The 24,856-nt window shown below is 72.6% G+C and carries 18 protein-coding genes and 1 pseudogene; 15 read left to right on the forward strand and 4 right to left on the reverse strand.

The genetic code is table 11. The features are described from left to right. Positions 1-138: 138 nt before the first annotated feature. Positions 139-3,033, forward strand: a complete 2,895-nt coding sequence (locus OG389_RS27880) for a vitamin B12-dependent ribonucleotide reductase (protein WP_328301177.1) — start codon at positions 139-141, stop codon at positions 3,031-3,033. 263 nt (positions 3,034-3,296) lie between these two features. Beyond that, entirely contained in the window at positions 3,297-4,055 is a 759-nt protein-coding gene (locus OG389_RS27885; protein ID WP_328301178.1) for a class I SAM-dependent methyltransferase, read from the forward strand. A gap of 24 nt (positions 4,056-4,079) precedes the next feature. Here OG389_RS27885 and OG389_RS27890 read toward each other — a convergent pair. Next, positions 4,080-4,665 (reverse strand): annotated as a pseudogene (locus OG389_RS27890) (hypothetical protein); the annotation flags it as partial. A gap of 68 nt (positions 4,666-4,733) precedes the next feature. On the opposite strand from OG389_RS27890, the gene OG389_RS27895 reads away from it, so the two are divergent. From OG389_RS27895 to OG389_RS27915, 5 genes are all read left to right on the forward strand, one after another. After that, positions 4,734-5,576: an arylamine N-acetyltransferase family protein gene (locus OG389_RS27895; protein WP_328301179.1), complete on the forward strand. Its 843-nt coding sequence runs from the start codon at positions 4,734-4,736 to the stop codon at positions 5,574-5,576. A 32-nt stretch (positions 5,577-5,608) separates the two neighbouring features. Next, on the forward strand, positions 5,609-6,214 hold the full coding sequence (locus OG389_RS27900; protein WP_328301180.1) for a YdbC family protein: 606 nt from the start codon (positions 5,609-5,611) through the stop codon (positions 6,212-6,214). Positions 6,215-6,314: 100 nt separating this feature from the next. Continuing rightward, positions 6,315-6,974 carry a histidine phosphatase family protein gene (locus OG389_RS27905; protein WP_328301181.1) on the forward strand — a complete coding sequence of 220 codons (660 nt, stop codon included), beginning with the start codon at positions 6,315-6,317 and terminating at the stop codon, positions 6,972-6,974. Between the two features lie 11 nt (positions 6,975-6,985). After that, positions 6,986-7,900, forward strand: a complete 915-nt coding sequence (locus OG389_RS27910; protein WP_328301182.1) for an ADP-ribosylglycohydrolase family protein — start codon at positions 6,986-6,988, stop codon at positions 7,898-7,900. A gap of 164 nt (positions 7,901-8,064) precedes the next feature. Next, positions 8,065-9,765 carry a DUF4153 domain-containing protein gene (locus OG389_RS27915; protein WP_328301183.1) on the forward strand — a complete coding sequence of 567 codons (1,701 nt, stop codon included), beginning with the start codon at positions 8,065-8,067 and terminating at the stop codon, positions 9,763-9,765. 114 nt (positions 9,766-9,879) lie between these two features. Here the strand turns inward: OG389_RS27915 and OG389_RS27920 are convergent, their stop codons facing one another. Continuing rightward, the gene (locus OG389_RS27920; protein ID WP_328301184.1) at positions 9,880-11,433 is read right to left on the reverse strand and encodes an MFS transporter; all 1,554 of its coding nucleotides are present in this window, start codon (positions 11,431-11,433) and stop codon (positions 9,880-9,882) included. Positions 11,434-11,572: 139 nt separating this feature from the next. Between OG389_RS27920 and OG389_RS27925 the strand changes: the two genes are divergently transcribed. The 3 genes from OG389_RS27925 (at position 11,573) to OG389_RS27935 (ending at position 13,756) form a co-directional block, all read left to right on the forward strand. Continuing rightward, on the forward strand, positions 11,573-12,175 hold the full coding sequence (locus OG389_RS27925) for a TetR/AcrR family transcriptional regulator (protein ID WP_328301185.1): 603 nt from the start codon (positions 11,573-11,575) through the stop codon (positions 12,173-12,175). Between the two features lie 136 nt (positions 12,176-12,311). Beyond that, positions 12,312-13,022, forward strand: a complete 711-nt coding sequence (locus OG389_RS27930; protein WP_328301186.1) for a ribonuclease HII — start codon at positions 12,312-12,314, stop codon at positions 13,020-13,022. Positions 13,023-13,081: 59 nt separating this feature from the next. Beyond that, positions 13,082-13,756 carry a hypothetical protein gene (locus OG389_RS27935; RefSeq protein WP_328301187.1) on the forward strand — a complete coding sequence of 225 codons (675 nt, stop codon included), beginning with the start codon at positions 13,082-13,084 and terminating at the stop codon, positions 13,754-13,756. A 257-nt stretch (positions 13,757-14,013) separates the two neighbouring features. Here OG389_RS27935 and OG389_RS27940 read toward each other — a convergent pair whose 3' ends face one another. Together OG389_RS27940 and OG389_RS27945 are read right to left on the reverse strand one after the other, a co-directional pair. Next, positions 14,014-14,643, reverse strand: a complete 630-nt coding sequence (locus tag OG389_RS27940) for a hypothetical protein (RefSeq protein WP_328301188.1) — start codon at positions 14,641-14,643, stop codon at positions 14,014-14,016. 216 nt (positions 14,644-14,859) lie between these two features. After that, entirely contained in the window at positions 14,860-17,019 is a 2,160-nt protein-coding gene (locus OG389_RS27945; protein WP_328301189.1) for a RecQ family ATP-dependent DNA helicase, read from the reverse strand. 162 nt (positions 17,020-17,181) lie between these two features. Between OG389_RS27945 and OG389_RS27950 the strand changes: the two genes are divergently transcribed. The 5 genes from OG389_RS27950 to OG389_RS27970 all read left to right on the forward strand — a co-directional run bounded on the left by OG389_RS27950 (position 17,182) and on the right by OG389_RS27970 (position 24,782). Beyond that, complete coding sequence (locus OG389_RS27950) at positions 17,182-18,459, forward strand: DUF4192 domain-containing protein (protein WP_328301190.1); 1,278 nt, start codon at positions 17,182-17,184, stop codon at positions 18,457-18,459. 233 nt (positions 18,460-18,692) lie between these two features. Beyond that, positions 18,693-20,678: a glycogen debranching N-terminal domain-containing protein gene (locus OG389_RS27955; RefSeq protein ID WP_328301192.1), complete on the forward strand. Its 1,986-nt coding sequence runs from the start codon at positions 18,693-18,695 to the stop codon at positions 20,676-20,678. A gap of 303 nt (positions 20,679-20,981) precedes the next feature. Then, positions 20,982-21,728, forward strand: a complete 747-nt coding sequence (locus OG389_RS27960; RefSeq protein WP_328301193.1) for an NUDIX hydrolase — start codon at positions 20,982-20,984, stop codon at positions 21,726-21,728. A gap of 170 nt (positions 21,729-21,898) precedes the next feature. Continuing rightward, positions 21,899-23,689, forward strand: a complete 1,791-nt coding sequence (locus OG389_RS27965) for an ABC transporter ATP-binding protein (RefSeq protein ID WP_328301194.1) — start codon at positions 21,899-21,901, stop codon at positions 23,687-23,689. Between the two features lie 151 nt (positions 23,690-23,840). Beyond that, complete coding sequence (locus tag OG389_RS27970; protein ID WP_328301195.1) at positions 23,841-24,782, forward strand: FadR/GntR family transcriptional regulator; 942 nt, start codon at positions 23,841-23,843, stop codon at positions 24,780-24,782. Positions 24,783-24,856: the final 74 nt, after the last annotated feature.

The following is a 24,856-nucleotide window of genomic DNA, read 5'->3' on the forward strand; positions in this document are numbered from 1 at the left end:
CGACCCGTTGCCGCGCTGCCACCCGCATCGCGGAACGGCCGGTGAGTCAGGCGAAGAGACGTAGATACACGACACAGCACCGTGCCGCGGAATAGCGCTGGCACTTTCGGGCGTTTTGCCCGTATTGGGAGGAACGGCATGACAGAGACGGCGAGCAGCTCGGCACGAGGTTCCCGCGCCAAGGGGACCAAGACTGCCAAGAGCGGCCTGCGTATCGAGCGCATCCACACCACCCCGGGCGTGCACCCGTACGACGAGGTGACCTGGGCGCGCCGTGACGTCGTCATGACCAACTGGCGCGACGGCTCGGTCAACTTCGAGCAGTACGGCGTCGAGTTCCCCGACTTCTGGTCGGTGAACGCGGTCAACATCGTCACCAGCAAGTACTTCCGCGGCGCTGTCGGCAGCCCGCAGCGCGAGACCGGTCTAAAGCAGCTCATCGACCGGATCGTGAAGACGTACACGAAGGCCGGCGAGGACTTCGACTACTTCACGTCCCCCGCCGACGCGGAGATCTTCGAGCACGAGCTGACGTACGCCCTCCTGCACCAGATCTTCAGCTTCAACTCGCCGGTGTGGTTCAACGTCGGCACGCCGCAGCCGCAGCAGGTCTCCGCCTGCTTCATCCTGGCCGTCGACGACTCCATGGAGTCGATCCTCGACTGGTACAAGGAAGAGGGCATGATCTTCAAGGGCGGCTCCGGCGCCGGCCTGAACCTCTCCCGCATCCGCTCCTCCAAGGAGCTCCTCTCCTCCGGCGGCAACGCCTCCGGCCCGGTCTCCTTCATGCGCGGCGCCGACGCGTCCGCCGGAACGATCAAGTCGGGCGGCGCCACCCGCCGGGCGGCCAAGATGGTCGTCCTGGACGTGGACCACCCGGACGTCGAGGACTTCATCGCCACCAAGGTGAAGGAAGAGGAGAAGATCCGCGCGCTGCGTGACGCGGGCTTCGACATGGACCTGGGCGGGGACGACATCACGTCGGTCCAGTACCAGAACGCCAACAACTCCGTCCGTGTGAACGACGAGTTCATGACGGCCGTCGAGAACGGCACCGAGTTCGGCCTGCGTGCCCGCATGACCGGCGAGGTCATCGAGACCGTCGACGCCAAGGCGCTCTTCCGCAAGCTCGCCGAGGCCGCGTGGGCGTGTGCCGACCCGGGCATCCAGTACGACGGTGTCATCAACAACTGGCACACCTGCCCCGAGTCCGGCCGCATCACCGCGTCCAACCCGTGCAGCGAGTACATGCACTTGGACAACACGTCCTGCAACCTCGCCTCGCTGAACCTGATGAAGTTCCTCGACGACGACGGCAAGGGCAACCAGTCCTTCGACGCCGAGCGCTTCGCCAAGGTCGTCGAGCTGGTCATCACCGCGATGGACATCTCCATCTGCTTCGCGGACTTCCCGACGCAGAAGATCGGCGAGAACACCCGCGCCTTCCGCCAGCTGGGCATCGGCTACGCCAACCTCGGCGCCCTGCTGATGGCCACCGGCCACGCGTACGACTCCGACGGCGGCCGCACCCTCGCCGCCTCGATCACCTCGCTGATGACCGGTACCGCGTACAAGCGCTCCGCCGAGCTGGCCGCGATCGTCGGCCCGTACGACGGCTACGCCCGCAACGCCGAGTCGCACAAGCGCGTCATGAAGCAGCACGCCGACGCCAACGCCGTCGCGCCGCGCACCGAGGACCTGGACAACGTCATCTGGGCCGCGGCCACCGAGGCCTGGCAGGACGTGATCCGCCTCGGCGAGAAGAACGGCTTCCGCAACTCGCAGGCCTCCGTCCTCGCGCCGACCGGCACCATCGGTCTCGCGATGTCCTGCGACACCACCGGTGTCGAGCCGGACCTGGCCCTGGTCAAGTTCAAGAAGCTCGTCGGCGGCGGCTCGATGCAGATCGTCAACGGCACCGTTCCGCAGGCCCTGCGCCGCATGGGCTACCAGGAAGAGCAGATCGAGGCGATCGTCGCCCACATCGCCGAGAACGGCGTGGTCGTCGATGCCCCCGGCCTGAAGCCGGAGCACTACTCGGTCTTCGACTGCGCGATGGGTGAGCGTTCCATCTCCGCGATGGGCCACGTCCGCATGATGGCCGCGATCCAGCCCTGGATCTCCGGCGCGATCTCCAAGACGGTCAACATGCCGGAGACGGCCACGGTCGAGGAGATCGAGGAGATCTACTTCGAGGCGTGGAAGCTGGGCGTCAAGGCGCTCGCGATCTACCGCGACAACTGCAAGGTCGGCCAGCCCCTCTCCGCGAAGAAGAAGGAAGAGGAGAAGGAGGAGGTCACCGCCAAGGCGGAGGACACCATCCGGACGGCCGTCGAGAAGGTCATCGAGTACCGTCCGGTCCGCAAGCGCCTCCCGAAGGGCCGCCCGGGGATCACCACCTCCTTCACGGTCGGTGGCGCCGAGGGCTACATGACCGCGAACTCCTACCCGGACGACGGTCTCGGCGAGGTCTTCCTGAAGATGTCCAAGCAGGGTTCGACCCTCGCGGGCATGATGGACGCCTTCTCGATCGCCGTCTCGGTCGGTCTGCAGTACGGCGTCCCGCTGGAGACGTACGTCTCGAAGTTCACGAACATGCGCTTCGAGCCGGCCGGCATGACCGACGACCCGGACGTGCGGATGGCGCAGTCGATCGTCGACTACATCTTCCGTCGCGTGGCGCTCGACTTCCTGCCCTTCGAGACCCGCTCGGCCCTCGGCATCCACTCGGCCGAGGAGCGTCAGCGTCACCTGGACACCGGTTCCTACGAGCCCCTCGACGAGGAGCTCGACACGGAGTCCCTGACCCAGTCGGCCCCGCCGGTCGCGGCCCCGGTCGCCCCGGCCCCGAAGCCGGTCGCGCTCGCCCCGGTCCCGGCCCCCAAGACGGCGCACTCCAACGCCGAACTGGTCGAGATGCAGCTCGGCGTCTCCGCCGACGCCCCGCTCTGCTTCTCCTGCGGTACGAAGATGCAGCGTGCCGGTTCCTGCTACATCTGCGAGGGCTGCGGCTCCACCAGCGGCTGCAGCTGATACCGGGCGGAACAGCGTCGGACGCAACGCCCGACGTAGCCCGCGCACGTAGCTGACCAGCAGCTCACGAAGGGGACCGACCTATGGTCGGTCCCCTTCGGCGTGCCCGGAGCCCTGCGCGCGCCCGTACGGGAGGCCGGGGCGAGGTCCGGATCTTTGTGTGTTCTGCCAGTACGGGCGGCTGTCGCGATCGGGCAAGACTGCCAACAGGGGCCGACGCGCACCTCGGTGACGGGGGCTCAGGCCGAGGCATGTCACATCACATGGGGGAGAGAACTGTGGGCACGCAGCAGCAGTACGACGAGATCGGTGAGGCGTTCGAGGGCTTCAAGGGCCTGCCGATAGTGAAGTACGGGGAGGTGCCCAGCTTCCTCGCCATGGTCGGGGACGTGCGTGGCAAGTCGGTCCTCGACCTGGCGTCCGGCACCGGCTTCTACAGCAGGGAGTTCAAGCGGCGCGGCGCCGCGGACGTGCTCGGAGTCGAGATCTCCGGTGAGATGGTCAACGTGGCACGGGCGCTGGAGGAGCGCGATCCGCTGGGTGTGCGCTACGAGGTGGGCGATGTGGCCGGACTGCGACCTATCGGGCAGCGCTTCGACGTCGCGGTGGCAGTGCAGCTGCTCAACTACGCGGAGGACATCACCACCATCGAGCGGATGTGCGCCAATGTGCACCGGAACCTGGCGCCCGGCGCCGAGTTCTTCCTGTTCAACCAGTCGCCCGACTACGACTTCGACGGGCCTTCCCTGGCCAAGTACGGCTTCGTCACCGAGCTGACCGGGGAAGAGGTCGAGGCCGGACTGCGGGTCCGGACCACGGCGCTGCTCGACCCGCCGGTCACGATCTTCGGCATCTTCCCGCGCCGCGAGGTCTATGAGAAGTGTCTGCTTGCGGCCGGCTTCAGCGACCTGACCTGGGTGCCGCTGGAGGTGTCCGAGGCCGGTGTGAAGGAATTCGGCGAGGCCTTCTGGGCGGATGCCCTCGGCAACCCGCCGCTGACGATGCTGCGCTGCCGCGCCTGAGGGACGGCCTGAGGGACGGCCTTGCGTGTTCTCGATCCGGTCCAGGTGCAGGCAGTGGGCGGTCAGTCCGGTCAGCTCGAAGGCGAAGCACAGCGACATCAGCGGGTTCACGAAGAGCTCGCTGTTCCGCGTGCGCGTCGTGAACCGGACGTCCCCGAAGGAGCCGCGCACGGCCGCCGCGATCGAGCCGTTCACGATGCTCGGACGGTCCGGGGGGCGGTCCTGGGCGTGGGCCACGGCATCGAGGTCCAGGGCGCCCTCACGGGTGGATCGGGGCACGGAGAACGCTCCGAGTTGGGCCCCGTCGCGCCCCAGCGCCGCGATGTTCTCCAGCACCAGCGTGTGGCTCACCCCGTGGGGGGCGTCCACGCCGAAGCCGACCGAGACGACGAGGCGCTCGGGTACGTCGTCCAGCGCGGCCAGTGCCGCCACGCCGGTCAGGTCCTCCTCGGGCGGCCGAGTCCGGGGTGACGGCGGCGAGGTCCGGGGCCACCCGGTCGTCCGTCGGGAGGCCCGAGTAGATGTCGAGGCCGCCTCCGGCTCCGGCGACGAGGATCCGCTCGGCCGAAGGCAGGCGGGTGAAAAGCGGGCTGGTGTGCAGGGCGGCCATGATGGCCATGGTGCGGGGCGCCACGACAGGGCGCCCCGGAAATATCGCGGTGCGTCGAGCGGGGAGCCATGGGAGTCGTGGAAGCCATGTGGAGCGGTGACGAGCTGGACCTGGATGCCTATCTCGCGAGGATCGGCTGGGAGGGCGGGGAACTCCGTGCGGACCTCTCGACGTTGAAGTCGGTGCACCGGGCCCACACCGGTGCGATCACCTTCGAGAGTCTGGACGTGCTGTTCGGTCGCCCCGTCGGGCTGGACGTCAAGACGCTCGAGGACAAGCTCGTGCACGACCGCCGCGGCGGCTACTGCTACGAGCAGAACACCCTGCTGGCCGCCGCCCTGGAGCGGATCGGGTTCGAGGTCTCCGGACGCGGCGCCCGCAACCGCAGCCGGGGCGACTCCCTCACCGCGGTGACGCATGCCGTCCTCGTCGTCACCGTGGACGGGCAACCGTGGCTCTGCGACGCCGGGTTCGGCTGGCAGGGGCCGCGCGAGCCCGTGCCGTTGGCGCGCCCGGGAACAGAGGTCCGGCAGGGCGAATGGCTGTTCCGCGTCCGGGAGGAGGCGGACGGGATCCTGGTGCTGCGCACCCTGCGCGAGGGCGCCTGGCGGGACCTGTACGCCTTCTCCCCGCAGCCCTACTACCCCGTCGACTACGTGGTGCTGAACCACTACAGCTCCTCGCACCCCCGCTCCGCCTTCGTCGGCCGGGTCATCGTCCAGCACCCGGGCGGCTCCGACCGGCTGGCCCTCGTGGGGCGGGAGCTCTCGCGGCTGAGTCCCGACGGTCCGGTCGAGCGGCGGGAGATCGCGGAGGAGGAGCTGCTCGCCCTGCTCGACCGGGAGTTCGGGCTTCGGCTGTCCGGGCGGGACGCGGCCGAACTCCTTCGGATGTACCGCGCCGAGGACTGACCCGGGCCCCGCCGGGACCGTACGATGGCGCAGTGCTGGTCAAGTGGATTCGCTGCACGGTGACGGACCGACGCGGGTTCGAGCGCGGGCAGCGCAAATGGGCGGGGCTGCCCGGCGAACCGGGCTTCCGGGGGCAGGGCGGCGGCTGGAGCCGAGGCCGGCAGGGGGTGGCGCATGTCTTCGCGTTCTGGGAGAGCCGTTCCTTCTACGACTCCTTCATGGCCAGATCGCACGACAGGCTGGCCGCCTCCCAGAACGGCACCTTCACCGATGCGCGGGTCACGCTCTTCGACCACCGCTTCGACGTGAAGACCGGCTTCGAACCCCGGTTCACCGACGCCGACGTCGTCCGGGTCGCCCACACCCGGGTGCGGGAGGGCCGCCTGGACCATTTCGCGCTCATGCAGGAAAAGGTGTGGAACCCGGCCATGGCGGGCTCGCCCGGCATGGTCCGCGGCCTGTTCGGCGAGGCGCCCGGCCGGGAGTTCCTGGTGCTGTCGATGTGGCACGCGGCCGCCGAGCACGGCAAGTACCGCCAGGAGCGGGTCGAGCGGCTGTCGCTGCGCGCCCAGATCCAGGCCGACGTGGAGGCCCTCACCGGGGACGTCGTCGACCTCGAACCCTCCTGGACGGTATGACCGTAGGACCACCCGGGTGAAGAGCTGACGGTACGGCTGCCGCCGGGACGACCGGCGCGCCCGGTCGATGTGCCCGGCAGCGGCCGAATAGGGTCGTGGGATGGTACGACCACGGCGCATCGTCCTTGTCCGGCACGGGGAATCGGAGGGCAATGCCGACGACACTGTGTACGAGCGGGAGCCCGACCACGCCCTGCGGCTGACCCGAAACGGCCGCGAGCAGGCCGCGGACGCCGGCGTCCGGCTGCGCGAGCTGTTCGGGGACGAACACATCAGCGCGTACGTGTCCCCGTACCGCCGGACCCTGCAGACCTTCCGTGAGCTGGACCTGGACCCGGAGCGTGTGCGGATGCGCGAAGAGCCGAGGCTGCGCGAGCAGGACTGGGGGAACTGGCAGGACCGGGACGACGTAAGGCTGCAGAAGGCCTACCGGGACGCGTACGGGCACTTCTTCTACCGCTTCGCGCAAGGGGAGTCGGGCGCCGACGTGTACGACCGGGTCGGTGCCTTCCTGGAGAGCCTCTACCGCAGCTTCGAGGCCCCGGACCATCCGGAGAACGTGCTGCTGGTGACCCACGGGCTGACGATGAGACTGTTCTGCATGCGGTGGTTCCACTGGTCCGTGGCCGAGTTCGAGGCGCTCTCCAACCCCGGGAACGGCGAGTACCGGGTCCTGCTGCTGGGACCGGACGGCCGGTACCGGATGGACCGCCCGTTTGAGCGGTGGACCACACCCGAGCCTTACGACCTCGACGGCTAGAGTGACGCGGGATGACCTCTGACTCCTCTCCCGAAAGGCGCTACGCACGCGCCATGGCCAGCCTCCGAGGGCTGGCCCTGGGCGACGCACTGGGTTCCCAGTACTTCGTCCCCGTGAACTACCCGCTGCTCAAGCGGCGCGAGCTGCCCGCCGGCAGCGATCCGTGGCAGTGGACCGACGACACGGAGATGGCCTGCTCGGTGGTGGCCGTCCTCGCCGCGCACGAACGGGTGGACCAGGACGCGCTGGCCGACTCCTTCGCCCGCCACCACGACTTCGACCGCGGCTACGGGCCCGCCGTGAACCGGATGCTGCGCCTGATCCGCGAGGGCGCGGACTGGCGCACGCTCGCCGCCGAACTGTTCAACGGCCAGGGCTCCTGGGGCAACGGCGCGGCCATGCGGGTCGCCCCGCTGGGCGCCTGGTACGCCGACGACCCGGAGCAGGCCACCCACCAGGCGGAGATCTCCGCCTACACCACCCACCAGCACCGCGAGGCGGTGTGCGGGGCGATGGCCGTGGCCGCCGCGGCGGCGCTGGCCGCCGATCCGGCCGGACCGCCGAGCGCCGCCGACCTGCTGGACGGCGTGATCGCGCTGGTACCGCGCAGCGCGGTGGGCGCCGGGGTACGGCGTGCGCGCGACATGCTCGACTACGGGGACGCGACCACCGTCGCGGCCGTACTGGGCTGCGGGCGGCGCACCAGCGCCCATGACACGGTGCCGTTCGCCCTGTGGTCGGCGGCGCGGGGCCTGGGCGACTACGAACGGGCCTTCTGGACCACCGCGCAGGTGGGCGGGGACGTGGACACGACCTGCGCGATCGTCGGCGGAGTGCTGGGCGCGCGCGGGGACGAAGTGCTGCCGCAGGCCTGGCTGGCCCGGACCGAGGCGCTGCCGGCCTGGCTGCCGGAGGCGCCGGAGTAGCGGTTGGTCCGCACCGGCCCGGGCCGGTCCATGCCCCTCCGTTTGTCACGGTCCTGCCACAGGGTTCTTTTGATCCTGTTCAAAACGGCCTGACACCGGCCTACTCTGGCCGCTCGCCGCCCCCAACGATCGACGGGGGGCGGCCGGTAGGGGAGGGGAACCCGATGTCGGAGAACACCGAGGGAACGAACGAAGCGGCCGCGCAGGCCGAGGGGGTCGCGGAGCCCGCGAAGGCTGTGGAGCCTGCGAAGGCTGCGGAGCCCGCGAAGCCGGCAGCCGGGCCGGCGCCGACCGCGCCGCCGGGCTGGGATCCCAAGGCCTGGCAGACACACCAGCTGCGCAAGCAGCGCACCGCCTCCGGTGCCTGGTCGCTGGCGCCGCTCGCCTGGGCCGAGGCCGCCCGGCCCGCCGCCGTGGCGCCGGTGCCGGCCGCGGTGCTGGGCGCCGTCCTCGCCTCCGGCATCGCCGTGTCCCTGCTGCTCGGCGACGGGCTGGGTCCCGGCCTGCTCCTCGCGGTGCTGCCGGCCCTCGTCGCCGGTTACGTGGCCGCACGCCGGGCCGGCCGCGGCCTGCGCCCGTGGACCGCGCTCTGGGCGATCGGCTGCCTCGCACTGCTCGCCGTACCCGCCCTGCGCGACTCAGGCTGGCCTTCCACGCTCGCCCTGATCGCTGCCGTCCTGACGGGCGCGCTGGCCCTGCACGGCAGCCGCAGCTGGCCCGGGATCCTGCTCGGCCCCGTCGGCTTCGTCGACTCCGCCGTCCTCGGGGTCCGCTGGGTCTGGAGCGGCCTGCGCTCGCGCGGCCAGGGGAGCCGGCAGCGCTGGCTGCCGTTGGTGAAGGCCGCCCTGGTGGCGGTGGTCCTGCTGGTGCTGTTCGGCACGCTGTTCGCCTCCGCCGACGCCGCCTTCGCGGACGTGCTCAGCGGGCTGACCCCCGACTTCAGCGGAGTGGGCGGGCCGGTGCGCCTGCTGCTCTTCCCGCTGGGTCTCCTCGTCGCGATCACGGTCGCCCGCACGGCCGCCGCGCCCTCCCGCTGGGACCGCATCCAGGTGCGTCCGGGGAAGGCACGCTCCCGGGTGGAGTGGGCCCTTCCGCTCGTCGTGCTGAACCTGCTCTTCGCCGGATTCAACGCCGTCCAGCTCACGGTCCTCCTCGGCGGCTACCGCAAGGTCCTGCAGGCCACCGGCCTCACCTACGCCGAGTACGCGCGCCAGGGCTTCTGGCAGCTGCTCTGGGCCACCCTGCTCACCCTCGCTGTCATCGCGCTCGCCCTGCGCTGGGCCCCGCGCGACGGTGCAGGCGACCGGCGGCTCGTGCGCGTCGTGCTCGGCACACTGTGCGCGCTGACCCTCGTCGTGGTCGCCTCCGCGCTCCACCGCATGGACCTGTACGTGGACGCGTACGGGCTGACCAGGCTGCGCGTATCGGTCGCGGGCATGGAGCTCTGGCTCGGGCTGGTCATCGTACTGATCATGGCCGGCGGGCTGTTCGGGGCGCGCTGGCTGCCGCGTGCGGTCGCCGGGAGCGCGATGGCCGCCGTCCTGGCCTTCGGGCTGATGTCCCCGGACGGGATGGTCGCGCAGGGCAACGTCACCCGGTACGAAAAGGACGGCAAGATCGACCTGGCCTACTTCCAGTCCCTGTCGGCGGACGCGGTGCCGGGCCTGGACCGGCTGCCCGAGCCCCAGCGTTCCTGCGCCCTGCGCGGGATCGACGGCGAGCTGGCGAAGGCGGGCAGGACGCCCTGGTACGCCATGAGCCTGGGGGAGCGCCGGGCCCGGGAGATCCTGCGCGAGCGCCCGGTGAAGGCCTCGTACGAGGAATGCAAGCGCCTCGGAACCTTCGGGGCCCGGACCGAGTACTAGGTCCCGGGCGCCCGGGTGCGGGAGCCGCTCCCCGGAACGAGGGCCCGGCCCCACGGGCGAGGGCCCCGGCGCGGTCGGCCTCCCGCGCTGGGGCCTTCGCACGGGACCGCCCGCTCAGGCGGCCGGACCGGCCTCGGCGGCGACTCCGTTCAGGGCCTCCAGGTCGCTCCTGCGCACCCGGATCACCAGCAGCGCGGTGACGAGCGCTGCGCCCGACATGGCCACCGCGGCGATGAACGCGGTGGAGATGCCCTGGGTGAGGACGAAGTCCCCCCAGGGATCGGGCAGCCGGCCGGTCTGCTGGAAGGCGGCCAGCTGGTCCTGGTCGGCGTGCGCCAGGAAGTCCGGCACCTGCGTGTGGGCCTCGTTCCGGCTGGCCGTACCGAAGACGGTGACCAGGATGGACAGCCCGAGCGAGCCGCCTACCTGCTGGCTGGCGTTGAGCAGCCCGGAGGCCGCGCCCGCCTCCTGCGGGGCCACTCCGGAGACGGCGGTGAGCGTGAGGGTGACGAAGTTCAGGCCCATGCCGAAGCCGAACAGCACCATCGGGCCCAGCACCCCGGAGACGTACGAGCTGTCGGACTCGATGAAGGTCAGCCAGGTCAGTCCGACGCCGGTGAGCCCGGAGCCGATGACCATGAAGGGCTTGGGGCCGAAGCGCGGCAGCAGGCGCTGCGAGAGTCCGGCGGCGGTGACGATCGCGGCCGTGATGGGCAGGAAGCCGATGCCCGACTGGATCGGGGAGAAGCCCAGCACGTTCTGCACGAACTGGACGATGAAGAAGAACATGCCGAACATCGCGGCGGCCAGACTGAGCATGATCACGTAGGTGCCGGTGCGGTTGCGTTCGGCGAACATGCGCAGCGGGATGATCGGATCGGCCGCCCGGGACTCGACGAGCACGAAGGCGGCGAGCAGGACGACGGCCAGGGCGAATGCCCCGATGGTCACGCCGTCGCGCCAGCCGTCCTGGGAAGCGCGGATGAATCCGTAGACGAGCGCGGTCATTCCGACGGTGGAGGTGAGCGCTCCGGCGATGTCGAAGCGGCCCGGGTGGCGTTCGGACTCGCTGATGTAGAGCGGCGCCAGGAACGCGATCAGCAGCCCGATCGGCACGTTGACGAAGAACACCCAGCGCCAGTCGAGCCATTCGGTGAGCATGCCGCCGGCCAGCAGGCCGATGGCGCCACCGCCGGCGGAGACGGCGGCGAACACGCCGAAGGCGCGGTTGCGTGCGGGTCCTTCGGCGAAGGTCGTGGTGATCAGTGCGAGGGAGGTCGGCGAGGCGATGGCGCCGCCGACGCCCTGGAGCGCCCGCGCGGCGAGCAACTGCCAGGGCTCCTCGGCGAAACCGCCGAGCAGGGAGGCCAGGGTGAAGAGGAGGATGCCGGTCATGAAGACGCGGCGCCGGCCGAGGATGTCGCCGGCGCGCCCGCCGAGGAGCAGCAGACCGCCGAAGGCGAGCGTGTAGGCGCTGATCACCCAGGACAGGTCGGTCGTCGAGATGGCCAGGTCGGTCTGGATATGCGGGAGCGCGATGTTCACGATCGTCGCGTCGAGTACGACCATGAGCTGGCAGGCGGCGATGACGGTGAGCGCCACTCCCGGGCGCCCCTCCCGGCGGGCCGCGCCCGGTATCCGGAGTTTGGAGAGCTGAGGAGTTGTCACTGTGGATCCCCCCAAGTGAAATAGTGAACGTGCGCGTTCACGGCGATTCCACGGTAGGGAGTCAGCCTTAGTGAACGCAAGCGTTCACTAAGGCTGAAAATACGTGCGAGGGGCGCGCGGGAAGGTCGGAGGTGCGGGAGTGGTGGGTGCACGCTGGGCGGCGGCGTCCCCGGGGCGCAGGCGTGGACCCGAACTCGAACGGGCGATTCTCGACGCCGCGTTGGAGCAGCTGAGCACCGTTGGCTGGAACTCCCTCACCATGGAGGGCGTGGCCGCCGGTGCGCACACCGGCAAGGCGGCGCTGTACCGGCGCTGGCCCTCGAAGGCCGACCTGGTGGCCGACGCGCTGCGCACGGCGCTGCCGCCCCTCGGCCGGATTCCGGACCTCGGATCGGTGCGCGAGGACCTGTACGCGCTGTGCGTGCGGATGCGGGAGGTCATGCGGTCGCGGGCCGGGCAGGCCCTGCGGGCGGTTCTTCACGAGTGCGATCACAGCCATGCGGACCGGTTTCGCGGCCTGATCCGGTCAGGGCTGCATGAACCGGCGCACAAGCTGATCCAAGAGCTGGTACGACGCGGAATCGACCGGGGAGACGTCCGGTCGGACGCGACCGACGCGCTCCTCGCCGATGTCATCCCGGCGCTGATGATGTACCGCGCGAAGGTGTGCGGGAGTGAATGGGGCGACGCGGAAATCGCCGAGATGATCGACGGGGTGATGGTGCCGCTGCTCAGGGTGTGAGACGGGGAGGGGCGGAGCGGGGGCGGGAGCGGGGTCGGGGCGGAGCCGGAGGAGCGTCCGGGGCGGAGCGGGAGGCGCGGCCGGGCGGGGGTCGGGGTGTGCAGGCGGCGCGAGGCGGCGTAACCTTGCTGGCGCCATGCCGTACGAAGCACCCACTCACACCGTCGAACGCTCCCTCCGAGCGACCACCGGCGCCAAGGTCATCGCCGGGGTCGACGAAGTCGGGCGAGGGGCCTGGGCCGGTCCCGTCACCGTATGCGCGGCGATCACCGGTCTGCGCCGGCCGCCCGCGGGACTCACCGACTCCAAACTGCTCACCCCCAAGCGACGCGACGCGCTCGTCGGCGTCCTGGAGGACTGGGTCACCGCCTACGCCCTGGGTCACTCCTCCCCGCAGGAGATCGACCAGCTCGGGATGACCGCCGCCCTGCGCCTCGCCGCGGTGCGCGCCCTGGAGGCGCTGCCCGTGCGGCCCGACGCGGTGATACTCGACGGCAAGCACGACTACCTCGGTGCGCCCTGGCAGGTCCGGACGGTGATCAAGGGTGACCAGTCCTGCGTCGCCGTCGCCGCCGCCTCGGTGATCGCCAAGGTCCGGCGCGACCGGATGATGGCCGAAATCGGTGAACAGGGCGGCGGAATCGAGGACTTCGCTTTCGCCGCCAACGCCGGATACCCCTCGCCCGTGCACCGGGCGGCGCTGGAAGAGCTGGGGCCGACCGCCCATCACCGGCTCTCGTGGTCCTACCTCGACGCGCTGCCCCGCTGGAGCCACCTCAAGAAGGTGCGCCGTAGCGAGGAATCGATGGACCTGGAAAACGGAGGCCAACTCGGCTTCGATTTCTGATCGCACACACGTACCACCAACCGGTACGTTTCGTACCGGTGTTTGATAGATCTCCACTCATGCCTCTCACCCCCGCCCCCGAGGAGCCTCAGATTCACGAGAGTGCCCAGGGTCCCCGCGTCACGCCGGCCGCGAGCCGCACCGCGCAGACCCCCCGCCCCGTACCTGGTCCGCGTCCCGTACCCGCGCCCCGGCCCGGACGCCCCGGCCCCTCCCCCGCGGCGGCAGGCCGCGCGGGAGTCGCCCCCAGCCCCGCACCGCCCGCGCAGCGGGTGCCGCAGGCCGCGCCCGGGCCCGTTCCCACCACCACGACCACCACCGCCGCACCCTCGGTCTCGGCTGCGGTACCGCAGATCCAGCTGATCCCGGCGTCCGCCGAGGGTGCGCTGGACGCGGCCGAAGAGGCCGTGGACCTGCTGCTCGACACCGGGCGCGCGCCCGGCGACATCCTGGTGCTCACCACCGGCGACCCGCACCCCTGGGCCGCGCACGAGCTGTCCTTCGGCGAGGCCGCGTACTGGGCCCTGCACGACGCCCGGGACGACGTCTTCTACGCGGACGCGGCGCAGGTGCAGCGCGCCGCCGGCCGGCCCGTCGTGGTCTTCGCGGTCAACGGCGGACCGGTCGACGTGGCTGCCGGAACCCTGCCGGTCGCGCTCGCGCGGGCCGGTGCGCTACTGATCGTGTGCGGCGAACCGCAGCAGATCAACTCCGTGCTGGGGGCGGGCGTCTGACGCCCCGTCCTCCCGCACGGTCGAGGGGCGGGGCGGGCGAACAGCCGGCCCTGCCGAAGTCCGAGGCCTGACCAGCCGTACGCCCGTTTCCGGGTGTACGGCCGTTGGTCGTGCCCGCGCGTCCTCCATGGGCGCCGGGGGGTACGGGTCCGCGCGTCGTGGTGGGCGCCGGGGGTTCGGGTCGGCGGGATTGCAGGTCCGTGCGGTGCGGGTACGCGGGTTCCTCAGGGTCTACGGGCCCAGCGGGGGTTGCGCGCTCAGCGTGCGGCCGTGCGGCGCAGGGCTTCTGCCGCGCCGCCCCCGGTGCGCAGGGCGACCGGAGCGAACTCGGAGGCCGTCTCGCCGAGGCGCTCGGGCCGGGAGTCCGAGCTGGGGCGGCGGCCGCCGCGGCCCTCGCCCAGTACCTGCCAGCCGCCCCGGGTCAGCGTGATGTACGCGCCGCACCGCAGCCCGTGCAGGGTGCAGGCGTCCCGCAGCCCCCACATCCAGGCCCCGTCCTCCTCGGTCCACCGCTCGTCGCCGTCGCGGCAGTAGAGCAGCACCGCCGTCCGCACCGGGGTCCGCCGCCGCAGGTCGTGCGGAATGACCCGGCGCAGCCGGGAGAGCAGGGCGTTGCGGTACTCCCAACCGTCGGCCGAGACGGAGCGCTGCACGAAGGAGGCGCTCGCGACGAGCCTCTCCTCGGGCCCGAGGACGGCGATCACGGCGGTGGACGGTACGGGGCTGTGCCGCGAGTGCAGTCCGCTGACGACCTCGCGCGGATTGCGCAGCAGGGGGACACCCGACGCCGTCCACTCGGACGGTTCGAGCAGTCTGCCGTGCCGACTGACGCCGCCGGTGGCCGTTGTCAGGGACGTGGTCGAGGGCGGGGCGAATCCGAAGGTCACGGTCCTCCCTTCGGGTACACGCCCGCGAACGGGCACAGCATGGAGTGCGGGCGCGCCGCGGCGTGGCCCAGGGGAGCGCCGTCGAGCCGAGCGGGAGCAACGCAATTCTCGCGTGGCCCGTGAGCATGCGGCAACGAGCAATTGGAGACGCCGACCGGAATTCGCCGGTATGCCGTTCATATCCTTGCCCCGCCACGCCGAAGATGACGCATCCGGCTACGGCTGGAGCGCCAGCACCAGCGGAAACACCTCCTTGGCACCTGCCCGCCGCAGCAGCCGCGCGGCGACCGCGAGCGTCCAGCCGGTCTCGGCGCGGTCGTCGACGAGGAGGACCGGTCCCGCGGCTTCCCGAAGCGTCGCGGCGAGCTCAGGCGGAACGGTCAGTGCCTGGTGCAGGCCGCGCACCCGCTGGGCGCTGTTCGAGGAGGGCAGGCCGAACTCGGGTGCCTGGTCCGTGTACGCCACCGTCCCGAGCAGGGGCATCCGTCCGACCTCCGCGATCCGCGCGGCCAGCGATCCGACCAGCTGCGGGCGCCCGCGCGAGGGCAGCGCGACCACGCCCACCGGTCGGGCCGGCGCGTCGGGGGCGCCGGAGGCCCAGCCGCCCGGGCCGCGGGCCCAGTCGGCCAGAACCGCCACCACGGCCTGCGCCACATCGTCCGGAATCGGCTGGTCGGGGGCCTGCGCCGCGAGCATCGGCCGCAGCCGGTTGCCCCAGCCGATGTCGGAGAGGCGGCCCAGCGCCCGGCCCGTCGACGCCTGCTCGCCGACGGGGATCCGGCCCTTGAGGTCCACGCCGACCGCCGCGAGACCCGTGGGCCACATCTTGCGGGGCTCGAGCTCCACGCCGGGCCGGCCGAGCTCCCCGCGGGCGGTGTCCAGCGCGGTCGAGGAGACCTCCGCGGTGAACCGGGCCCCGGCGCAGTTGTCGCAGCGCCCGCAGGGCACGGCCTCCTCGTCGTCGAGCTGGCGGCGCAGGAACTCCATGCGGCAGCCGGTGCCGGCCGCGTAGTCCCGCATGGCCTGCTGTTCCGCGGCCCGCTGCCGGGCCACCCACGCATAGCGCTCGGCGTCGTACACCCACGGCTCGCCGGTGGAGGTCCAACCGCCCTTGACCCGGTGCACGGCGCCGTCCACGTCGAGGACCTTGAGCATGGTCTCCAGCCGGGTGCGACGCAGATCGACCAGTGGTTCCAGAGCGGGCAGGGACAGCGGCCGGCCGGCGTCGGCCAGCACTTCCAGGGTGCGGCGCACCTGCTGCTCCGGCGGGAAGGCGACGGAGGCGAAGTACTGCCAGATCGCCTCGTCCTCGCGGCCCGGCAGCAGCAGCACCTCGGCGTGCTCCACACCGCGGCCGGCGCGGCCGACCTGCTGGTAGTAGGCGATGGGGGAGGAGGGCGAGCCGAGGTGCACGACGAAACCGAGGTCGGGCTTGTCGAAGCCCATGCCGAGGGCCGAGGTGGCCACCAGGGCCTTCACGCGGTTGGCCTGAAGATCGTTCTCGGCCTGTTCGCGGTCGGCGTTCTCCGTCTTGCCGGTGTACGAGGAAACGGTGTGTCCGCGGTGGCGCAGGTACGCGGTGACCTCCTCGGCGGCCGCCACGGTGAGCGTGTAGATGATCCCGGAGCCGGGGAGCTCGCCGAGGTGGTCGGCGAGCCAGGCCAGCCGGTGGGCGGCGTCGGGGAGCGTCAGCACGGCCAGACTCAGGCTCTCCCGGTCCAGGGGCCCGCGCAGGACGAGGGCGTCCGTACCGGCACCGGTGCCCAGCTGCTCGGCCACGTCGGCGGTCACCCGGGCGTTGGCGGTCGCGGTCGTGGCCAGGACGGGGACGCCGGGCGGGAGATCGGCCAGCATGGTGCGCAGACGGCGGTAGTCGGGGCGGAAATCGTGCCCCCAGTCCGAGATGCAGTGGGCCTCGTCCACGACGAGCAGACCGGTCGCGGCGGAGAGCTTGGGAAGCACCTGGTCACGGAAATCGGGATTGTTGAGCCGCTCCGGGCTCACCAGCAGCACGTCGATCTCGCCCGCCGCGATCTCGGCCTGGATCGACTCCCATTCCTCGGGGTTGGCCGAATTGATGGTGCGGGCATGGATCCCGGCGCGGGCGGCGGCCTCGACCTGGTTGCGCATGAGCGCGAGCAGCGGCGACACGATCACGGTGGGACCCGCGCCGCTCGCGCGCAGCAGGGAGGTCGCGACGAAGTACACCGCGGACTTGCCCCAGCCCGTGCGCTGCACGACCAGTGCCCGTCGCTTGTCCGCGACCAGCGCCTCGATCGCCCGCCACTGGTCCTCGCGCAGCCGTGCGGTGCCCGTGGGATCGCCCACGAGACGGGCTAGTACGGAGTCGGCCGAGGACCTCAGGTCTGGGTTCATGCCCCCATGCAACCCGATGGCTCGGACATCGGGCGAATGCCGCTCGGGACCTGTGGATGGCGAAGGGGGCATTTGTTCGACATCCGGTCCGGGGTGCCGGGGCGGGTCCGGGAGTTATCCACAGGGGTTTCGGGATCCGGTCGCGCACGGGACCTTCGGGGCATGACGAACAACCACGAAGCACGCACCCCGTCCGGCCAGCCGTCCACCGGCCCGTCCGGAGTCACCGACCCTTCCCGCATCACTCTGCGCGGCCCGGCCGAACTGGCCGACGCGCTGCCCTACATGCTCGGGTTCCACCCGACCGACTCCCTCGTCATGGTCGCCGTCCACGGGGAGGGCGGCCGCTTCGGCGGCCGCCTCAGGGTCGGCATCCCACCCAACCCCGAGGAGTGGGAGGACACCGCCCGGCAGGCCGCCGACTGCCTGATCCTCGGCAGCGAGCGGCGCGGCACCAAGCCCGACGGCGTCATCGCCTTCCTCTGCCAGGACCCGGGCCGGGGCGAGAGCGCGCAACGGGTGATGACGGGGCTGCGCCCGCTCGCCCAGCGGATCCGGCTGGCCTGCGGGGCCCTGGACGTCCCCGTGCTGGAGGCCCTGTGCCTCTCCGCCGGCCGGTACTGGTCCTACTGCTGCCCGGACCGGCGCTGCTGCCCGCCGGAGGGCAGCGCCCTGACCGTGCCGGGCACCTCGGTGATGGCAGCCGCGGCCACCTTCGCCGGACTCCAGGTACGGGGCTCCCTCCGGGACATCGAGCGCAGGCTGGCTCCGCTGCGCGGACCGGAGGCCGGGGAGATGGAGCGGGCCCTGGACGGGGCGGCCGCCGCGCTGGTGCCGAAGATCCTCGACGGGGCCACCCGGGAGGAGGTCGGCGCGGAGACCGTCCTGCTCGCACGCGCCCTGATGCAGCGCATGGCCCTGGGCTCGCCGGCCGAAGGCGGACCGGACGCCGACGACCGGGACGACGCGCTGCTCGGCCACGACGAGGCCGCCTCGCTGATCCTCGGGCTCCAGGACCGCGAGATCCGCGACATCGCCGCCGAGTGGATGGAGGGCGAGGAAGCGGCCCCCGCCCTGCGGCTGTGGCGGGCCCTGGCCCGCCGCTGCGTCGGGGCCTACGGGGAGCACGCGGCGGCCCCGCTCACCCTGGCGGGCTGGGTCTCCTGGTCGACGGGTGACGAGCCGACCGCGCGCATCGCCCTGGGGCTGGCGCTACGGGCCGACGAGGGGTACCGCTTCGCCCAGCTGCTCCACCACGCCTGCAACGAGGGGATCGACCCGGAAGGGCTGCGGGAGTGCTTGCGGATGGAGCGGCGGCGCCGGGAACCGCGCCGTGGACGCCCGTCGGCCGGACCGCGCCGTGGCACCACCGGGCCACCCGGCCGCCGGATCCGCGCCAACCGCGGGCAGTCCGGCAGCACCACGGGGAGCGAGCAGTGAGCCGGGGGCGGGGCCTGGCCGAGGACCGGGGCCGGGTCCGGCCGTGGTTGCGGGGCGCGGTGTGTGCCGTGCTGGGCCGGCGGAGGCCGCCACGGCAGCCGGTGCCCCGGCCGGCCCAGTCCCCACCGGGGCCCGTGACCCGGGCGGGGGTGGGGGCGTTGCCCTGGGGGGTGGTGGGGGCCCGGCCGCGCCGCCGCCCAGCCGATCCGCCCGGAGCGCAGACAAGGCGACCGATGTCCCACCCCGTACCCCCCGCCCGCGTAGCCCCCTCCCGCAGGCCCGACCTGCCACCCGTGCACGGCGCGGTCATCTGCCTCGCGGCACCGTGCATGGTCATCTCGCCCGAGCACGGCCAGCTCACCGGACGGGGGATCGACGGGATCTACCGTTCCGGGCGCAGGCTGCTGTCCCGCTGCGTACTGCGCGTCGGCGGCCGGGACCCCGTCGCGGTCCAGGGGCGTGGCCTCGGCGCGGACCGGGCCTCCTTCACCGCGACCGTGCGGACCGGAGCCGAGGCCGGCCCCGACCCCGACGTCGGAGTCGAGCGGATCCGGCACGCCGACGGCACCGAGCGGATCACCCTGCGCAGCTTCACCACCCGTCCGCTGCGGATCCCCGTGGAGGTCTCGCTCGGCACCGATCTGGCGGAGCTGGCCGACGTGGCCGCCGGCCGGGCCGGTCCGGAACTGCCCGCGGGGGTGCACGCCGCCGGACTGCGCTGGACCAGCGGAGAGGAGCAGGCCGTCACCGCGGTCGAACCGCCTCCCGACGACGCGCTGGCCTCGGCGGGACTGCTGCGCTGGCAGCTCGTGCTGCGCCCCGGCGAGTCCCGCACCATCGAGCTGCGGACCACCCGGGACCGCGGGGCGCGGGCCCCCGCAGGGCAGGTGGCGAATCCGCTGTCCGAGGAGGCCCGCGCCGAGGGCGACGACCCGAGGGCCGAGGCGTGGTTCCGCACCAGCGTCCAGGACCTGGGCGCGCTCCTGCTCAGGGACCCGAAGGACCCGGCCGACAGCTATGCGGCGGCCGGAGTCCCCTGGCGGCTGGGACTGGCTCCGGCGGAATCCCTGTGGGCCGCCCGCATGGCGCTCCCGCTCGGCACCGGACTGGCCGGCGCCACCCTGCGCATCTTGGCCCGGTCCCAGACCGGCGGCCGGGGCGGCGACGCGGGGAAGATCCCGGGACCGTTGCGCGGGGCGGGGCCGCAGTTGCCGCCGGGCTGCACCGGGACCGAGGCGACGCTCGCCTTCCCCGTGGTGCTCGCCGAAGCCCGGCGCTGGGGGCTGCCCGAGGAGGAGGTGGCCCGGCTGCTCCCCGCCGCCGAGCGGTGCCTGGAGTGGATGCGGGGCGCCTTCGGGGAGGACGGCTTCCTGGCCGATCCCGACCCGGGGCCGCGGCGCTGTGAAACCCAGGCCCATGCCCATCGGGCCGCGCTGCTCGGGGCCGACCTGCTCGACGGGTGCGGGCGGCCCGGAGCCGCGGAGTGGCGGGAGCGGGCGGCCGTCCTGCGGGAGCGGTTCGCAGCCCGGTTCTGGGTCGACGGCCCGGACGGCGGCCGCCCCGCGGCGGCCCTGCATCCCGACGGGCGGCCGCTGCCCCGGCTGACCGGGGCCGCCGCCCACCTGCTTGACACCGGGCTGCTCGGAGGCGGCCGGCTCGCGCGGGGGCTGCTTGACGAGGTCCGTGCCGAACAGCTGGCACGGCTGCTCGGAGCCCCCGCCATGGACTCCGGGTGGGGGCTGCGGAGCATGGCGGTGCGAGAGCCGGGGCACAACCCGTTCGGCTACCGCTCGGGCGCGGTGCGGCCCTACGAGAGCGCGGTCGCGGTGGCCGGTCTGGCCCAGGCGGGCTTCGAGAAGGAGGCCACCGGACTGCTCCGGGGCCTGCTGGACGCGGCGGAGGGCTTCGGGTACCGGCTGCCGGAGATGTATGCCGCCGAGCAGCGCACCGCGGGCAGCGCTCCGCTTCCGCATCCGGCGGCCTGCCGTCCGGCGGCGGTCGCGGCGGCCGCGGGGATCCACGTACTGACCGCCCTGGCCGGGATCCGGCCGGACGCCCCCGCCGGCACCGTCTCCCTCGTCCCGCTCCCCGGCGCCCCGCTCGGCGGGCTCCGCCTCTCGGGGCTGCGGGTCTCGGGGGAGCCCTTCGCCGTCCGGATCAGCAGGCTCGGCCTGGGCATGGTGGAGGAGGCCGCCGATGCGCTGCAACTGGGTGGGTAGTGCTGTGGCCGGGAAGGGTTGCCGGGGCGCGCTGTCCGGTGCGCTGCGGTGCATCGCAAGGCGGAGGCCGCGGCTCGTACGGAACGTGCTTGCGTGGTCCGGCAACGCGGTGAGGTGCGGTGCCGGGCTCCGTGACCGGGTGAACCTTTCCGGTCGCGGTACTGGCACCGGCCAGGGAGGTGACCGGCACCGTGGCCCGGGACTCGGGGCCCGGCCCGGGGCAGGAGGCCCCGGCTTCCGGTTCCGTGGTCCGGGGATCTCCAAAGCTCTGTTTATCGTCAGGCAGACGACTATGATCGCGGCATGTCGCCCTACGACCCGTCGGCCTTCCCGCCCTTCGCCGTCACCGTCGACCTGGTCGTGCTCACCGTGCGCCGCCACGCGCTCTGCGCGCTGGTCATCCGACGGGGTGAGCAGCCGTTCCAGGGACGCTGGGCCTTGCCCGGCGGATTCGTGCGCGGAGACGAGGACCTGTCGGCGGCCGCGGCCCGTGAGCTGTCCGAGGAGACCGGCCTCAGCGCCCACGACCCGGCCGCTCCGGACGTGGGCAACGGGGCGCATCTCGAACAGCTGGCGACCTACGGCGATCCGAAGCGGGATCCGCGTATGCGCGTGGTCAGCGTGGCGCATCTGGTGCTGGCTCCGGATCTCCCCGCTCCCCGGGCCGGCGGCGACGCCAACAGCGCGCGCTGGGCCCCCGTCGACGAGCTCCTGTCCATGGACGGCCAGACCGGCTCCGGTCTCGCCTTCGACCACGAGCGGATCCTTGCCGACGGGGTCGAGCGGGCCCGATCGAAGATCGAGTACTCCTCCCTGGCCACCGCCTTCTGCCCGCCCGAGTTCACCGTCGGCGAGCTGCGCCGGGTCTACGAGGCGGTCTGGGGCGTCGCCCTCGATCCGCGCAACTTCCACCGCAAGGTCACCGGTACCCCCGGGTTCCTGGTGCCGTCCGGGGGAACGACGACCCGTCAGGGCGGTCGTCCCGCCCAGCTGTTCCGGGCGGGCGGGGCCACCCTGCTCAATCCGCCGATGCTGCGCCCGGAAGTCTGACCCACCTGCGCCCCGGCCGCCGCGGTGGTCGCCGCACCGGTGGTCGCCCAGCATGGCGCCGACACGGTCGCGACTCGGCACGAGATGCGCCGAAAATCGGACATATCGCGTTATCTTGTTAGCGGTATTCACACTGCCGCAGAGCGGTTTCACCCCCCTCGAGAGAAGCGATGCTCCAGGCCATCGGACTCACCAGCACCCCCCGTCGAGAACTTCCGCCCCTTGTGGACGACCTCACCTTCGAGGCCCGCCCCGGGAGCGTGACCGCCCTGCTCGGCGCGCCCGGATCGGGCAAGACCACCGCGCTGCGCCTCATGCTCGAACTCGAACCCGGCCGCGGGGTCACCTACTTCCGCGGGCGCCCCCTGCACCGGATCCCGCATCCGGGCCGCGAGGTCGGCGTGCTCCTCGGGGACCTTCCCGGGAACCCGTCGCGCACGGTGCGGAGCCAGCTGCGGATGCTCTGCGCCGCCGCCGGCGTGCCGGCCTCCCGGGCCGACACCATGCTGGAGGTCGTCGGCGTCGCCGGGCTGCGTGACCAGCGGCTCGGGTCGCTCTCGCTCGGCATGGAGCGCAGGGTCGCGCTGGCCGCCGCGCTGCTCTCCGACCCCTGCACCCTGCTCCTCGACGAGCCCGGCTCCGGACTCTCGCCCCGCGAACGGAGCTGGCTGCACGGCCTGCTGCGCGGCCACGCATCCCTCGGCGGTGCGGTGCTCTTCACCACCGACGACGCGAAGGAGGCCGCCCGCAGCGCGGACCGGGTCGTCAGCATCGAGGCCGGCCGGCTCGTCGCCGACCAGGATGCCGCCGAGTTCGCCCGGACCCGGCTGCGACCGCGGGTGGCCGTGCGCACCCCGCACGCCGCCCGGCTGGCCGACGTACTGGGCCGCGAGGCCCGGGCGGCCCAGCGGCCGGTGGAGATCGTCGAGGAGAGCGGCAGCCGCCTGTCCGTCTACGGCAGCAACTGTGCCGAGGTCGGCGAAGCGGCCTTCCGGCACGGCGTGCTCGTCCACCAGCTCGCGGACGAGACCGGGGACGCGGGAGCGCCGCCTTCCCTGCCGCGCGCACGCGCGGAATCCGGGCCCGGGAGCGCCGGTGCCGAGGGGGCGTCAGCCGCACCCGGAGAGGGCGGTGAAGGCCGTCCCCGGCACGCCGGTTCGGGGCGGCCCGCCTCCGTCGCGCGCCGGCTCGGCGGCCCGCTGCGGCCCCTGCGCTACGAGCTGCGGCGGGTCTTCGGCACCTCCACCCCCGTCCTCACCGCCGTCTTCGTGGTCGCCGTCTCCGTCGTCACGGCGCTGGTGCTCGCCCGGGCCGGCCACACTGCGCAGAACCGTTTGCTCGCGGCCTGGCCGGAGCTGCTCCCGCTGCCGCCCGCGGCTCTCGGCGCCGGACTGCTCGGCGCCCTGGCCTTCGGCGAGGAGTACCGCTACCCGGCGCTCGCCGCCGACCGGGGCACCGTCCCGCGCCGGCTCGGTCTGCTCGCCGCGAAGCTCGGTGTCAGCGCCGCCCTCGCGCTCCTGTTCGGTGCCCTCGCCGTGACGGCCGACGCGACCGCCCTGACGCTGGTCTTCGGCAGCGGCCCGCTCCGTACGCCCGCGGAATGGATCTCCCCGGCGGCGAGTTGGGCGGGGCTGCTGATCGGCTGCGCCTGGTCCGGGGTCCTGGCCTCCGGGGTCTTCCGGTCCGCCGCCGCCGGCCTGGCCGCGGTGCTCGCCGTACCGGTGATGGTCGTACCGCTGGTGCGCAAGGCGCTGGACGGTCCGTCCGCGTACCCCGTGACCGGCCTCGCGGAACGGCTGCGCGGTCTGGCCTGGGCGCAGTGGCCGCCGGAGGCCGACCGGCTGGTCCTCGGCGCGCTGCGGGTGATGGCCCAACCGGTCGGCACCGCGTTGGTGTTGTCGCTGATGGTCCTGTTGTGCGCCTATGGGTTCACAGGACTGCGCGGCAGGGTCCGTTTGTGAGGGATCGTTGGTGATCGTTCCGATGCAGGACGGAACCCCAACGAGACCGTTGCCGTCCACATCGGACCCGGCGGATCGCAACTCCCCACAAAAGGCCCCGTTCTTTACGATAAGTCGTCAATTGCGTAGGTAGCACCGATCACCCTTTCGTGTGCTTTTCACCAAAGACCTCAAGGGACATGGAGGCACGGCCGACAAAGGATTCGTGAGTACCCTTGCGCACACCATGATGACCGCCGCCCGCCATGCCGACTCCGGCCTCGCCGGCTCGGGCGAACTCGACCGCTACCCCTACCCCGAGGCCCCCGGGACCGAGCGGGTGGGAGTACCCCACTGGGACGGATCCGATGTCGAGTTGAGCCGCGTCGGCCGCCGGGCCGCGGGCAGCCGCGGCCGCGGGCTGCACGGCCAACTCGTCCAGCAGCTCGGCCAGATGATCGTCTCCGGCGACCTCGGCGCGGACCGCCCGCTGGTCCCCGAGGAGATCGGCCAGCGTTTCGAGGTCTCCCGCACGGTCGTCCGCGAATCGCTGCGGGTCCTGGAGGCCAAGGGCCTCGTCAGCGCCCGCCCGAACGTCGGCACCCGGGTCCGCCCGGTCGCCGACTGGAACCTGCTCGACCCCGACATCATCGAGTGGCGCGCCTTCGGCCCGCAGCGCGACGACCAGCGCCGCGAGCTGGGTGAGCTCCGCTGGACCATCGAACCGCTCGCCGCCCGCCTCGCCGCCGGTCACGGCCGGCCCGAGATCCAGCAGCGTCTCGCCGACATGGTCGAGATCATGGGACACGCACTCGGACAGGGTGATGCGATCACCTTCGCGCGCGCGGACAACGAGTTCCACGCGCTGCTCATCCAGGTGGCGGCCAACCGCATGCTGGAGCACCTCTCCGGCATCGTCTCCGCCGCCCTGCAGGTGTCCGGCAGCCCCGTCACTTCCTGCGACCGCCCCAGCGAGACCTGCGTCGCGCACCACGCGCGCATGGTCGAGGCTCTCGCCGCCGGCGACGCGATCGGCGCGGAGAACGCCATGCGCCAGCTTCTGACGGTGCATCCGGAAGTCGAGCGCGTGGTCCCCGCCCCGCGCGAGCACTGACGGGTCCTCCCGCCGGTGTGTGGGGGTGCGCCGACCAGCTGCCGGGTCCCGAACGGCGTCCGGACGGAGTGCGG

Origin of the sequence: Streptomyces sp. NBC_00435 (genome assembly GCF_036014235.1) — a bacterium.
Classification (GTDB): domain Bacteria; phylum Actinomycetota; class Actinomycetes; order Streptomycetales; family Streptomycetaceae; genus Streptomyces.